This is a genomic window from Haliea atlantica (assembly GCF_054779855.1).
The window spans coordinates 1-13,897 of record NZ_BAAGXL010000010.1; the positions used below are offsets into that span (position 1 = coordinate 1).

Below are 13,897 nucleotides of genomic sequence, written 5' to 3' on the forward strand. Positions count from 1 at the left end.
CGCAATTACCTGCAGCGTCACCACGTCCGGATCCGGCTCCGTGTTCGGGACCGTGTCGTCGAGGATCGTGGTGGTCACGCTGTTATTTGCCGGATCGGGGGACAACGAATCGAAACCACCACCGGAGAGCCCGCTGATGGTGATGACGATGGTCTCGCCATTGTCGGCAATGTAGTCATCGATCGTGGGCAGAGTGAAGGTCGTGGAAGACTGTCCAGCCGGAATCACGACCTGGGCCTGACTGGTGTAGTCAGAGCCGTCAGTGGCAGTTCCCGTATAGGTCAGGGTGACAGTTACCGGCGTATTCGCGGTATCCGTGAGGCTGACCGTGTATTCACCCGTGACATTGCCCTCTACCACGGTGGCGGGCCCAGTGATACTGGCGAACTGGGGCTCCGGCTGCGGCGGCGGGGGGGGCGGCGGAGGCGGCGGCTCCGTGCCATCGATAATCGTCACCACGCCCTGATTATCGGCAATGGTCGCGCCACTGGCATTGCTCAGGTTGACCAGGAACTGCTCCGTGGCCTCTTCAATCGCATCTTCGTTGGTCTGAATCTGGATTGTGATTGCGGTCTGACCCGGAGCAAAGGTAACAGTGCCGGTCTCGGGGTCATAGTCACCACCGATGACCGTCGCCGTGTCATCCAGGGTACCGAACTGAACAGAGACGGGGCCGTCAACAGCTTCCGACAGGCTGAGGGTCAGCTCCGCCGTCTGCCCCTCGGTTACCGTCACATCATTGATGGAGATAGTCGGCAGGGAACCATCGATAATCGTTACGACACCCTGACCATCAGCGATGGTCGCACCGGTGGCGTTGCTAAGATTGACCAGGAACTGCTCGGTCCCTTCGAGGATCGCATCCTCATTGGTCTGGACCTGGATGACCGCACTGGTCTGACCTGGAGCGAAGGTCAGGGTACCGGTTTCGGGGTCGTAGTCGGCGCCAGACACCGTCGCGGTATCGTCCAGGGTGCCGAACTGCACCGTGACCGGCTGGTCACTGGGGCCCGACAGTGAAACGGTCAGCTCGGCCGTTTCGCCTTCAACCACGGTGACATCGTCGATGCTGATGGTAATCGGCTCGGGCGCAGGTTCGGGAACGGTCACGCGTACAGTCGCGGTATCCTCGGCATTGCCATCGGGCGTCGTGGCGGTATAGGTGAAGGTGTCCTCGCCGAAGAAGCCCTCATTCGGAGTGTAGGTGACAGTGCCATCCGGGTTGATCACGACGGTGCCGTTCTCGGGCTGAGTGACCGCGGTCACTATCGAGCCCTCAATGAATACGTCGTTGGTCTGGACCGGAATGACCACACTTTCACCCGGCTCGGTGGTGGCTTCGTCATCGATCGCATCAACGGTGATCAGCGGATCCTGATCGACAGGCGCAGCGGCCTCGGGGGCGGCCAGGTTGGCCTGGATGTGGAAATCGTCGGTCTCCTCGACGATCCGCGCCAGGCGCACGAAGCTGTGCCCGCCGCCTTCGCCACCATCACCACCGGCACCGGCGGCCGTGGCCTCCAGATCCTCGAGGATATCCCCCTCGCCTTCTTCCAGGGCCGCGAGTACGGCCTCCACGGTCTCGTCCTCGACAGCGCTCTCGTCGGCACCGGCAGCCCGCTCAGCGATGATATCCCGGGTCAGGGTCATCTCCGGAACATCGACAACCGCGAAGGGCGTACCGTCCGCGAGCGCCAGCTCCACCGATCCGCCTTCTGGCGTCACTACGGTCTCGCCCTCCCGGATCACATCACCGGGCTGGAGTTCACGAAGCTGCCCATTTTCGTCACGGGCATACGCTTTGCCCTGGACGGCCACAACAGTGGCGATTGCTTGATCTGCCATTTTCTCGCTCCCTTAGGCTGCGGACTCGGTCCGCTGCGCGGTTTTCTGACTATCTGTCCCGATGATGCGCCCGGGAGCAAGCAGGCGCATTGTACTAAAGGACAGTAAGGGGGCCGGTGATCGTGAGGTGGATCACAGTTTTGTCAGAAAACTGTCGAGTCGGCTACTGCAGGAGGGAATCTGCCTTCTTGCGCGCTTCCTTGTCGCGAAAACGCTCGCGGCCCGGCTCGATGCACTCGACCACGTCCACCTGCACAGCGGACGGATGCGAAGCGGGTCCTGAGTCAGGCGTACCCGCCGCCACGATGCGCGCCCGCTCGGCATTGTCAGCCTGCACATGGACGATCGCCGTCTCACCCTCACCGTTCAGGATATGACAGGCGAATACCCGCTCGGGCAGTCGCGGCGCCGCATCCGCGTTGGCCGCTCCCGTCAACATGATCAGGGCCAGCCAGGGCAATACCAGGATTTTCAACATGAAAAAACCTCCGGGCTACAAGGAGTTACCAGCACTCTGCCGGATGCGTACCGGTCGCCGTGCGGTTGCCGAATGAGTCGAGTGACAGAGTGGTGCAGCGCGTATCTTTGCTCTGCGGGGCCCCTGCCACCGGAGTCGCGGTAAGCACATAACAAGTGGCTATCGTACCGGAGGCACAGCTGACGGCATCAATACGGTACAGGCCTTCTTCTGAAGTGAAGGGGTCTGCGGCATAGCCCAGATCAGTCATATCCGCCGTGTAGGTTCCGAAATCCAGCTGGTACTGCTCCTGACGGTTGGAGGCATCCAGCAAGGCGGCACGCGCGTCGCCACGACGCCCCTTCTGCATCACACCCTGGTAACCGGGGAGGGCCACCATCAGCAGAATACCCACGATCACCACCACTATCATGACCTCGATCAGGGTAAAGCCCCGGCTACGGGCGCTCGCTTGCCGCCTCGCCGGGATCACCGATATTGCTCCTGGAACCAGTGGATGCCATAGGGCGGGCGCAATACCAGGTCGATATCGCACACGCCGCCCTCACAGCGGTCGCCGCCGGGGTCGTCACCGCCCGGGCCGCCCGGAGGTGCACCCGGTGGCAACAGCAAACGAATACGACCGTCGTCCCCAAAATGCACCGACGGCGTATCGGGAATGATCGGCCCCAGGGGCATGACGTAGCGCCCGCCATTGAACAGATCGATGGCATACAGGCGCCCGCTGCCGGAATTGGGCTCGCAGACATTGATGTCATCCAGGAGGTTGTTCGGCGTAAAGGTTGTCACATACACCGTGCCATCCAGGGTCAGTGACTTGGCGAGGACTTTTTCCCCGTCGCCACCCAGGTCCAGTCGCCAGCCGTTGGCCGAGCGCAGCCCCTCAAGAGCCGCGGTCTGCTCGTCCTCCTGCTCACTGTTGAGCAAGTTTGACGTAATATCGTAGAAGCTGGTGTCGGTATAGGGCAGCAGGCAACGGTTGTCTCCCGCGCTGTCACCGCCACAGTCGGCCGTGCTCGGCCTCGCCCCCGTATAGGGCGAGATCTGGTAGTCGCGGATCATGTAGAAGCGGTTATCCACGTCCGTGGCATTGGGGTTGGTGCGATCCCCCGAACCGATCAGCACCGCGTCGACCGGGCGGCCGTCAAAGCGTATGCGAACGACATCCGGCGCGTTGAAGAAGCGCCGGTCGGTGCTGGTACCGCCGCGATTGAGGCTGGCGAGCTTGTTGATCTGCCAGGTCTCCTGGCTGCCCGTAGGCAGGGCATTGCCCGCCAGATCCACCCGCCAGACGTTACCGCCCGTATCGGCAAAGTAGATCCTGTCGGTCAGCTCATCGCCATTGCTGTCAAGCGTGGTCACCGGCGCGGCGACCGAATGCACCAGCCCCGTCTCCCTAAGGTTGGTGGCGCTATTGGCGGCCGGCGTCACGCTCCAGACCAGGCTGCCGGTCTCCGCATCGACAATGTACAGACCGCGACCGCGGCTGTCCGGGCTGGCGGGCCCGCTGCCATCCTTGCCAGTATCGTAGCCGGCCCCAAAGATCAGCACGGGTTTGGCGACGCCATCGTTGTCGGCATACCCCGGAATATGAGTGACCACAGGCTGCGACCAGGTCTGGCCCAACTCGGCAAAGCCGCTGCTGTCGGGGTTGATGGTCCACAGGAATTCCGGTGACTCCGGGTTGGAGACATCCAGTGCATAGTAGGCATAGCCACCGCGGCGCATCCCCAGGAAAACCCAGGCCTTGTCACCGTCCCCGGAATCCAGGGTGCCATCGGCGTCCACATCAAGTGTGTAGGCCGTCGGCGTCAGGTCCATGCCGTAGATATTGTCTGACGACAGGGCGTCCCGGCGGCGCAGCTGGAGGATGTGTGCCAGCTCTTTCGGGAAGAAGGCCCAGTCCTCGGCCCCATCATCGGCACCGAACATATGGACAAAACCCGCGTTGGTGCCAACAACCAGCCGCAAATCCGGCGAGTCCTCGGTAAAACCGCCCCGGGCCCCATAGTTCAGCACCAATGGTTGGCTGTGCAGGATATCCCCCAGCACCCAGCGCTGGCGGTCATCGGTATTGCCATCGCCATCCTGATCATAGGCGTCATAACCCCGGGCCCAGTTGATCTGACGCGTCAGGGCGCCGGATGAAGACACGCCAAAGCGGGCATAAAGCTCCGCATCCGAGCCCACTCCAAAGGCATCGGCGGTGATATTGTCGGGCACCAGTGACTCCAGATCGCCGCCACTGCCGGTGTTGATGTAGAGGCTCCGACTGGCCGGGTCGCGGGCCGCCAACAGGGCACCGACACCGCCCTCCTCGACCAGACCGCCATCCTGGGAGTTGCCCCAGAAGGTGACCGCGGTGTCCTTGATAAAGCCGGTCGACGGATCAATCGCCGGCGCGCCATTGGCATCGACCAGTACCGCCTCGCCATCGGTGGTCTGCAACTTGAGCTTCTTGATATTACCGGGCCAGTTCACGCTGTCGCCGGGCTTGAACATCGCATAGAAAATCTCGTCGCGACTCTGGGTGCGGGTAAAGGTATCCACCGCTACCGCAGGCGAGGTGAAAGTCGTATCGGTGGAGAGAATACTGACGATGGCGCCCTGGAAGGCCTCGGTCAGCTCCTGGGCGTTGTTGGCCGTGTAGTATTCACCCTTGCCCTTCTCCGCGGCATCGCTGAGCAGCTCCTGGTCGGTGGTGAAGCCGATGGTATAGGTAATACCGAACTGGTTGCCGTTGGTGTCGTCGCCATCCAGGTCGGTGTTGGCCATGTACTCGGCCAGCTCGGGCAGGCAGTTGGTGGTGTTATCACCATCGGCATCACGATAGCGCTTACACCGCTTGCCGGTCAGGGTTTCGATCCTGTTGTTGGCGCCGGTATCCCGCTGTGGGAAGCCATCCGTCATCAGAATGACATAGGTATAGGCACAATCGGTTGTGGGGGAGAGGTAACGACCGTTTCTCTCAGCGCGTGTGTCTCGCGACAATACGTCATACACACCATTGCCATCACCGCCACTGCGTGAGTCATTGCCGTAGTAAACCGTGTCTCCAGAAAGATAGCGGTAGGCTTCATACATCGACTCACAGATCGGCGTACTGCCCGCGTGGTCAATACGATTGACCATATCGACCAGCTGACTGCGTTCATCGGCGCTCATATCCTCTATGATGCGCCGAACGACTCGACCACCATCATCGTAGTTGAACTCCATCAAGCCAAAATCGATGCCGGGATTCGTGCGGATAATGCCGCTGATCACGTCCTGGGCAATGTCCAGGCGGCTGCGCGCTTCAACCAGCGAATCGTCGTGGTACCAGTTCATGTAATGGGAGGTATAGAAAGTATAGGCCTGCCCACCCCACTCGACCGAGGGATCCGGCGATGGACCAAACTCACTGCCGTTGGCAACACCGGCCTGCGGGAACCCGGAGCCCACCCCGGAACCATTATCGGTCAAACCGCCCGTCACATCGTTCAGACATTCGACATGGGTTGGATTGTTGACATCATCACTCAGCGCCTGCCAGGCGCCCGGAATGACCGTGTTACTTTCACAGATATACTGCCTGTCCTGGCGATAGACCCACTCGGATGTGGTAACAGTTTCCGTGGTACACGATTCCTCTCTGATGAAGTAACCGTATTCCAGGCAAAAGAACAGAAAGCCTCGGACACAGCGTCTCTCGCCTTCACCTCCATTCGCCAGCCAGGCGTCATACTCCTGCTCGGAAACACGCCGTTCATCCGTGACACAGCTCGTTTGCTCTTCCGTCGTCGTCACGTATTCATAACAGCCCCAGCGCCTGTTTTCGCGCCGGTAAGATTGTCCTTGAGGGCAGCCCCAATAACAATCTCCCTCCTCGACGCGAGAATCTACCCAGCGCCGCGCGCGATCCGTCGTAAACTTGCCTTCACTTTCCAGCAGGCTCCAGGAACTGGCGCAGCGGTTTCGATCGGCGGAGAACCAGTTATCACTATTGCGACTGGGCACGGAGCCATCCGTGGACCAGTAAATACGGTTGTTCGGCACACTCCGCTCGTAATCTTCCTCGGGGTCGTAGGCCGGCCGCTGCTGATCCACCATCGTCGCCATACTGCCGGAGTCGTCGAAGACAATCAGTACCTTGGGGCGGGCGCCGGTGCTGACACTGAATTCGGCCTGGTAAATCTCGGTATCGTCGGCCTTGACTGCATGGGGGAGCAGGCCCACAAACAGCGTCAGACTGAAGAGCAGCGAGGGCAGAGCCCTGCAAAGATTGATGTTCATCGTCTCGATACCTCCCGCGGTGCGGCCAGACGGAAATACATTCGCAAAAATCAGGCGCCTAGCCGGACTCGCCGATAACAGTTTTCACCACACCCAGTTCCACACGGCTGCGGGCACGTCCGGGTTCGGCGTGCTCGGATACCACCCGGTAGTAATCACAATCGAGAACACCGACACTGTTGCCGCCGGACTCGCCAGCCGTGCGGGGACAGGTGCGAGCAGGAGCAACCAGACCCACATTGACATCGACGTCACTACCCTGACCGGGCAGGTGCCGCAAGGGGTGCGAACCCTCTGCCACATTGGCAAAAGGGTCCTGGGCCACAATATCTTCCCGACGGAAAGGGTCCTCCGCGGTGCCAGCCAGACTCATCAAGGCATAGGCACCGGATTCCGCTGACTGGAACGAGGCCGTGGCATCCTGCTGATTGCCCACCATCTGCAGGCCGCGATTGCTGTTAACCATTGCGGTGATACTGATCACGGTCACCACCAGAAGAAACAACAGCGCCACGACCAGGGCCACGCCACGTTGGGCCGAATGATGTCGACTCTGCATTACAGACCTCCCAGAACCCGCAGCTGCGGGTTGCGCAACAGGACCGAAAATTCCAGCAGCTGCCGACGCCAGTGATCGTCTGCGCCCGGTGTCACGGTGACTCCCCCCAGGTCGTAGCTGCGATCATCCTCGAAGTCCGGATCCTGCGTGGTGCTGCGCAGTAGAAGGTAGACCTGGACCGACTGCACACTGTCGTAATCGGCAACCGCCGCGGGAGGGGAAAACTGGTCCACATTACCGTCCCCGTCCGGGTCCTCGCCGAAACGCACCTGGAACTGTTCCACCCCCGGCACCAGGGTCACCGGCTCTCCCGCGAGTGTTGGCGCCCCTCCGACGAGCCGCAATTCCCGCCGCGCCAGGGAGGGAACAGCCAGGTCACGGACGTAGTAGATGTAGGTGCGATAGGGCCAGGCCCCGGCCAGTGCAAATTCCGAGCCGATACCGACATTCGGTGGCGTATCACTGCCCTCCATCAGCAAACCCCGCTCGCTGTTGGCCACGATGTAGAGCGTGTCGTTGCGCAGCCCCTGGGGCCAGCTGATGACCCCATCCGCAGCGGCCGAGGCATCATCCGGGTCCCTGTCATAGAGCGGCAGGGGCTGCACCTGTTTGACCACCAGTACATCGCTGCCCGGGACGGCATCATCGACACAGGCAAAGGCATCGCCATTGCCGTCCGCCGTTGTCGCCAGCAGGTAGTCACCCAGCGCGTAGGCAGCCGGGTTGACGCTTCCCCCGGAACTGCAATCACCGGTAACAGCGGAGAGCCCGGAATGCCCGCGGATATCCCGCGGATGCACGCCCCCAAAAAAGCCTGCATGGCGCAGCGAGTCACTGAGGACCTGCTGCGCGAAGCGTGTATTCTCGGACAGCTCGGCCACCTGCTCGACCTCCAGGAAGGCGGTCTTGGAGGCCAGGTAGACGGCGACGGCACCGGCAATCAGGATGGTGCCTAGCAGCAAGGCGATCATGAACTCCACTAGGGAAAACCCGCGCGCGCCCGATGCCACTGCTACGCCACTCACGCTGTCATACCTCATTCTGGTCGATCACAAAGGCCCTCACCACGACACGGTGCAGGCGCTGAACGTCACCCTCTTCATTGCCATTGCCATTGCCATTGCCATTGCCATTGCCATTGCCATTGCCATTGCCATTGCCATTGCCATTGNGTTGCCGTTGCCGTTGCCGTTGCCGTTGGAATCGGAACAAAGGCTCTCGCTGGCCGCCAGGCTATTCGCGGATCGGCCGATCGCCTCCCACTCGACGACCACTTCGAGCACGCCAGTATTCTGCTTGCCCGTATCGGCTTCAAAGAGAATGCACCCGGTCGCCCCCTTCAGCCCCCCGGTCTTCTTCTGTTGCCCGGGCGGACCACCCGGGTCCTGCCCTGGCGGGCCTTCAAACGGCGCACCGCTGGCCCCGTCCAGCAGGCGCTCCCAGACATAGAGGTTATAGCGCGCAAATTCGCTGGGGTTGCAGAACTCCCCCGCTGCCCGGCAGTTCTTGATCGTTTCCGCCACGACACTGCCGCGCCCCAGCCCCCTGCCCTTGCCGCGGTCACTGTAGACCGCCATGCCTGCGGGGTTCGAACGAATACGTTCCACCAGATCGTTGCCCAGGGTGATCGCACGGCTGCGCTGAACAACCTCGTGCTGGGCACTCTTGGCCAGTGTTTGCAGGGTGGCAGCCCCCAGCAGGCCCACCGACAGGATCAAAAAGGTAATCAGCGCCTCGATCATGGTTACGCCGCGCTGATGGCGCCGCAGCCGGGGCACTGAATTAGCAGGAGACATCATTGCCTGCGACATCGTCCACGATGTCGCCCTCATCGCCACCGTCCACCGCGGAAACCACGGCCCCGGAGGGTTGTATCAGCAAGGCCCGCGCCGAAGCCGTACCGCGCTGGTCGCAGAACACGAACGTGCCTGCCGCCAAGGTGCCATCGGCCGCAAGGGAGGTGCCCGATGTGTCGAAACGGACCCGGGGCCGATCAAAGGTGATCGATACGGTCGTGGCCTCGAGGGGCTCGTGGTGCAGCAGCTCACCCGCATCCAGAGTGGCATCGCCATCCAGGTCCACAAAGGCCAAGTAGCCGCGACTCCAGTCGGCGTCGCCGCTGCAGCCGGTACCGGCGGTGTCGGTACCGCACACCTCGACAAACTGTCGTTGTGCCAGCGCTTCGGAGCGCGCCAGGTTGAGCGTGGCGCGCAGGGCGTAGACCGCAGAGACCTGGCGGTTATCCTGGATCAGGCCGCTCATGGAGGGGGCAACCAGAGACAGTGACACTGCCAGCAGTGCCACCACGATCATCAACTCCAGCAGGGTGAAGCCCCGGGTGCCCGTATTTCCGGGCCCGCGGCGCCCAACCTGGCCCCTAGACCACCACATATCAGCCTCTCGGCAATTCGACTCCACAGGGGATTATGCCGAAGCAGGCAACGGGCTTGTTGACCTATCTGGACATTTCGCGCATTAGCACGCATTTATGGCCACACCAATCTGCCGTTTTGTGAGCCGAATCACAAAACGGTAGCTTTACCGGCCTATGCCTTCAGTTAATCGTGGGGTGCGTGACGATATTGTTCATCGCCAGCGCCAGCTGCACCCGGTCGCGCACCTGCAGCTTCTCGAATATGGCGGTCAGATGCGCCTTCACCGTGCGTTCGGTTATTTCCAGGGCCTCAGCAATCTCGCGGTTACTTTCGCCCTGGGCCACCAACCGGGCCACCATCAGCTCACGGGCAGTCAGGGAATCCAGTTCGGGCCGCTCGGGTGCAGGAGTGGGCACCACCCGCAGGGACAGGCCCATCAAGCGCTTGACCAGCTCCGGCAGCATCCAGATGCCACCGTGCTCGACGACCGTGGCAATCTCCCGCAGTTGCTCGGGAGCGGCCTCGAGGTGGCAGTAACCCACCGCGCCGAGACTGAGCGCGCGGAAAGCATTGGCTTCCGCCGGGCTGGGCGTCATCACCACAACCCGATAGCCGTGGGTAACCGCCTGGCGCAGGGAGGCCACCCGCTCGGGCTCCTCCAGCAGGCTTACATCCAGCCACAGGATGCAGGACCGGGCATCGGGCAGTGAGGCCTCGCCGTCCATGGACGCGACCACGCGGGCCCCCGGAAAGGCTTCCCGCCACCGGCCTCGAACCACGCCACCGCGACTGACAAATATCTGCTCCATCACCGCTCCGTCAACGCATATTGCTTGGCCCGCAAGACCGGCTTCATCAGATACGCCAGTATCGTTTTCTTGCCGGTCAGGATATCCACCTGAACCGTCATGCCGGGAATGATCGGCATGTCCCCGTTGTTGCCAAAGCCGGCCTCCCGGGTCCTTACCTGAACCTCGTAGAACGGATTGCCGTCTTCGTCCAGGATGGTGTCGGCACTGATGTATTCCACCGTCCCCTCGAGGCCGCCATAGACCACAAAATCGTAGGCGGTGAACTTGACCAGTGCCTCCTGCCCAGGCACCAGAAAGGCGATATCCTTGGGCCGGATGCGAACCTCCACCAGCAAGGTGTCATCGGCAGGCACCACCTCGACCACCTCCTTGCCCGGCAGAACGACCCCGCCCAGCGTGTTGTAATAGAGGCGCTTTACGGTGCCGTCAACCGGCGAGCGCAGCTCCGTCTGCTGAACGCGATCGGTAAGCCCGGTTCCGGCCTCACGCAGCGCGTTCATGCGCGACAGGGTATCAGTGAGCTCTTCACGCACGGTGGACTCGAACTCCACCTCGACTTCCGTCAACTTGCGCCGGGCCTCCTCGATGGCGGAGCGCAGGCGCTGGATCTGTGCCTCGGACTGCTCGAATTCCCCGCCAAGCTGGTTCACTTCGCGTTCCAGTCGCAGGATTTCCACCCGGGACACCGCACCGGAAGTCACCATCGGGCGGGTAACACTGAGCTCTTCTCGGGCCAGGGCCAGGGAGCGTGACAACTGGCGGGAGCGGGCACTGATTTCCGCCAGTTCCTGCTGACGCTGCTCCAGCTGCTCGGAGGCAATCTGCACCTGCAGCTCCAGCTGCTCGCGGGCGGTTTCGTAGAGCGCGCGCTCCTGGGCAACAATGGAGGGAACCCGCTCTTCCCATTCCGGTTCCAGCAGGAACTCGCTGCGGTTCATCAACGCCGCCAGCCTGGCCGCCCGCACCGACAGCGCCATCAACTCCGCCTGGTTCTCCCGCAGGTTGGACTCGGACCGGGTGCGGTCCAGGCGCACCAGCAACTCCCCGGCTTCCACCCGGTCGCCTGCCCGCACATTGATTTCGCGGATCACCCCGCCATCCTGGGATTGCAGGACCTGAATCTGACGCGAAGGTATTACCTTGCCGTCACCGCGGGTGACTTCATCGATCTCCGCAACCGCCGCCCAGGCCACCAGGGCCACCACGATTGCGGCGAGCACGTACAGCAGCCGCCGCGCCCGCAGGGGCTGCTGCTCGATGTAGCTGCGATGGGCGTCCTGATCCCAGGTGCGCGGGGCATCCGCCGGGTCGCGCAACCAGGGTGCAAACAGGAAATCGGCCAGGAAACGCCGACGGGGCGCCGGCTCGGCATCGGGCTGTGTCTGACGGATGGGTACCGGCTGCTCGTCACTCATCGCGCCGCCCCTATCTTGCCCTGCTGCAGGGCCTGGATCACGCTGTCTCGTGGACCGTCGGCGACCACCTTGCCGTTGTCGACGACCAGGATGCGATCGACCATCTCCAGCAGTGAATTGCGGTGGGTCACCACCAGCCAGGTACGCCCCTTGAGATAGCTCTTGAGCTGGTTCTTGACCGCGACCTCGGTGGAGTGATCCATCGACCCCGTCGGCTCATCCATGAACAGGATCGGCGGGTCGTGAATCACCGCCCGAGCCAGGGCGACGCACTTGCGCTGCCCCCCGGACAGCGAGTCGCCGCGCTCGCTGACCACCATGTCGAAACCCTGGGGGTGGCGGTTGATAAAGTCGTCCAGATTGGCGATTTCCGCCGCCCGCACCAGGTCGTGGTCGGAAACGTTGGCATGGGACAGGGTAATGTTGTCGCGCAGGCTGCCGAAGAACAGGGTCACATCCTGGGGCACATAGCCGACCCGGGCGCGGTACTCGCCGGGGTCGAGCTGGCGCAGATCCACGCCATCGATCATCACCGCCCCCTCGATGGGCTGGTAGAGCCCCATGGCCAGTTTCTGCAGGGTCGACTTGCCCGAGCCCACTCGGCCCAGTATGGCGACATGCTCCCCGGGGCTGATCTTGAAGGAGACATTGTGCAGGGAGGGGATTTCGCTGCCCGGGTAGGCAAAGGAGACATTGCGAAACTCGATCTCACCCCGGAACAGCTCCCGGGACAGGAACTGTGCACCCTCGGCGCGCTCGAGTGGCTTGTCCATGATGTCGTCGAGGGACGTCAGCGCGATATCCGCGTTGTGCCACGAGGTGATCAGGCCGGCGACCTGCCCGAAGGGCGCCATGATGCGGCCACTCAACATGGTGCAGGCAATCAGCCCGCCCATGCTCAGTTCCCCCGCGGTAATCAGGTAGACCCCGGTGACAATCACGAACAGCGTGACCATCTGCGCGCCCCACTGGGTCACATTGATGGTGGAGTTGGAGACCAGCCGCAACTGCACCCCGACATGGGCCAGGAAAGAGGTTGCTTCCTCCCACTTGCGCTGCATGCGCGACTCGGCCCCCATCGCCTTGAGGGTATCGAGTCCGCTCAGGCTCTCGATCAGCGTCGCGTTGCGCTGCGCCCCGGCGCGATAGGTGGTTTCCGAGAGCGCCTTGAGCTTGCCCTGGGTGGCCAGCGCGTAGCCCACCACGACGGACAGTCCCAGCAGCACCGGAATCAGAATGGGCCAGGCGATCCAGCCGATCACGACCATGAACAGCAGCGCGAAGGGAATATCAATGACGGTGGTAATCGTGGCGGAGGTAATAAAGTCGCGCACGGTTTCAAAGGAGCGCAGGTTCACCGCATAGGAGCCCACCGACTGGGCGCGGTTCTCCAGCCGCGCCCCCAATACCCGCTCCATGATCTTGGACGACAGGTCCACATCCACCCGGCGGCTGGCCAGGTCGAGGAAGTAACCGCGCATGGTGCGCAGGACAATGTCCGCCAGCAGGATGATCACAACGCCCGCTGCCAGCATCCACAGGGTCTCGACTGCATAGTTGGGCACCACGCGGTCATAGACGTTCATGGTAAACAGGGGCAGCGCCAGCGCGAATACGTTGATAAAGAACGCCGCCAGCAGGACATCGCGGTAAATCGGCGCATTGGCCCGGATGGCATCCCAGAACCAGTGGCCGCGATTGGAGGTGCCGGTACGCGGCGTGCGCTGGTCGAAGCGATAGCGGGGCCGGCAGAGGATCACGTGCCCGGATTGCTGGCTGCGAAGTTTCTCCGCCGGCACGTCCACTGCCGCCTCACCGAGGGCGGGGAAAATCACCGTCGCCGTCTGCCCGTCCTCGCTCCAGCCCATCAGCAGACAGGCGCGCTCATTCTTGAGCAGCACCACCGCGGGCAGAAGCTCGGGCTCCAGATCCTCCACCGCCACCGGCCGCGTGCGGCTGACCAGGCCTGCGCGACTGGCGGCGCGGGCAAACAGCCCGGGCGTCAGGCGACCCTCGCTGTCCAGGGGCAAACCGCTGGCGAGGGCCTCGGGCGTCGACGCACTGCCGTGATAGCGGCACAGCGCCAGCAGACACTGCAGCAGCGGATCATCCTGTCTTGCGGTCATTCACTCCCCTCG

The 13,897-nt window shown here is 62.5% G+C and carries 11 protein-coding genes; all 11 read right to left on the bottom strand.

Translation table 11 applies throughout. The annotated features are described in order from the left end of the window. Positions 1-1,845, bottom strand: a 1,845-nt coding sequence (locus ACYVGS_RS09155) for a retention module-containing protein (RefSeq protein WP_460588375.1), incomplete at its 3' end; no start/stop codon positions are given. Between the two features lie 163 nt (positions 1,846-2,008). After that, positions 2,009-2,323, bottom strand: coding sequence for a hypothetical protein (locus tag ACYVGS_RS09160; protein WP_460588376.1), 315 nt, complete (start codon positions 2,321-2,323; stop codon positions 2,009-2,011). A 25-nt stretch (positions 2,324-2,348) separates the two neighbouring features. Next, entirely contained in the window at positions 2,349-2,795 is a 447-nt protein-coding gene (locus tag ACYVGS_RS09165; RefSeq protein WP_460588377.1) for a type IV pilin protein, read from the bottom strand. After that, positions 2,792-6,598, bottom strand: coding sequence for a pilus assembly protein (locus tag ACYVGS_RS09170; protein WP_460588378.1), 3,807 nt, complete (start codon positions 6,596-6,598; stop codon positions 2,792-2,794). Before ACYVGS_RS09170 ends, ACYVGS_RS09165 begins: the two co-directional genes overlap by 4 nt. Before the next feature lie 58 nt (positions 6,599-6,656). Next, complete coding sequence (locus tag ACYVGS_RS09175; protein ID WP_460588379.1) at positions 6,657-7,157, bottom strand: PilX N-terminal domain-containing pilus assembly protein; 501 nt, start codon at positions 7,155-7,157, stop codon at positions 6,657-6,659. Continuing rightward, complete coding sequence (locus ACYVGS_RS09180; protein WP_460588380.1) at positions 7,157-8,182, bottom strand: PilW family protein; 1,026 nt, start codon at positions 8,180-8,182, stop codon at positions 7,157-7,159. Before ACYVGS_RS09180 ends, ACYVGS_RS09175 begins: the two co-directional genes overlap by 1 nt. Positions 8,183-8,218: 36 nt before the next feature. Continuing rightward, complete coding sequence (gene pilV / locus ACYVGS_RS09185; RefSeq protein WP_460588381.1) at positions 8,219-8,989, bottom strand: type IV pilus modification protein PilV; 771 nt, start codon at positions 8,987-8,989, stop codon at positions 8,219-8,221. Continuing rightward, a complete protein-coding gene (locus tag ACYVGS_RS09190; protein WP_460588382.1) occupies positions 8,940-9,548 on the bottom strand; it encodes a GspH/FimT family pseudopilin in 609 nt (202 codons plus the stop codon). Before ACYVGS_RS09190 ends, pilV begins: the two co-directional genes overlap by 50 nt. Before the next feature lie 163 nt (positions 9,549-9,711). Next, entirely contained in the window at positions 9,712-10,341 is a 630-nt protein-coding gene (locus tag ACYVGS_RS09195) for a response regulator transcription factor (RefSeq protein ID WP_460588383.1), read from the bottom strand. Continuing rightward, the gene (locus ACYVGS_RS09200; RefSeq protein WP_460588385.1) at positions 10,341-11,759 is read right to left on the bottom strand and encodes an HlyD family type I secretion periplasmic adaptor subunit; all 1,419 of its coding nucleotides are present in this window, start codon (positions 11,757-11,759) and stop codon (positions 10,341-10,343) included. The genes ACYVGS_RS09195 and ACYVGS_RS09200 overlap by 1 nt, the downstream gene beginning before the upstream one ends. Continuing rightward, a complete protein-coding gene (locus ACYVGS_RS09205; protein ID WP_460588387.1) occupies positions 11,756-13,885 on the bottom strand; it encodes a type I secretion system permease/ATPase in 2,130 nt (709 codons plus the stop codon). Before ACYVGS_RS09205 ends, ACYVGS_RS09200 begins: the two co-directional genes overlap by 4 nt. Positions 13,886-13,897 lie beyond the last annotated feature (12 nt).

What these genes read in the sequence shown, in the direction of transcription:
- ACYVGS_RS09160 (WP_460588376.1), bottom strand. Translation starts at nt 2,323, where the DNA reads ATGTTGAAAATCCTGGTATTGCCCTGGCTGGCCCTGATCATGTTGACG.
- ACYVGS_RS09170 (WP_460588378.1), bottom strand. Translation starts at nt 6,598, where the DNA reads ATGAACATCAATCTTTGCAGGGCTCTGCCCTCGCTGCTCTTCAGTCTG.
- ACYVGS_RS09175 (WP_460588379.1), bottom strand. Translation starts at nt 7,157, where the DNA reads ATGCAGAGTCGACATCATTCGGCCCAACGTGGCGTGGCCCTGGTCGTG.
- ACYVGS_RS09190 (WP_460588382.1), bottom strand. Translation starts at nt 9,548, where the DNA reads ATGTGGTGGTCTAGGGGCCAGGTTGGGCGCCGCGGGCCCGGAAATACG.
- ACYVGS_RS09195 (WP_460588383.1), bottom strand. Translation starts at nt 10,341, where the DNA reads ATGGAGCAGATATTTGTCAGTCGCGGTGGCGTGGTTCGAGGCCGGTGG.
- ACYVGS_RS09200 (WP_460588385.1), bottom strand. Translation starts at nt 11,759, where the DNA reads ATGAGTGACGAGCAGCCGGTACCCATCCGTCAGACACAGCCCGATGCC.
- ACYVGS_RS09205 (WP_460588387.1), bottom strand. Translation starts at nt 13,885, where the DNA reads ATGACCGCAAGACAGGATGATCCGCTGCTGCAGTGTCTGCTGGCGCTG.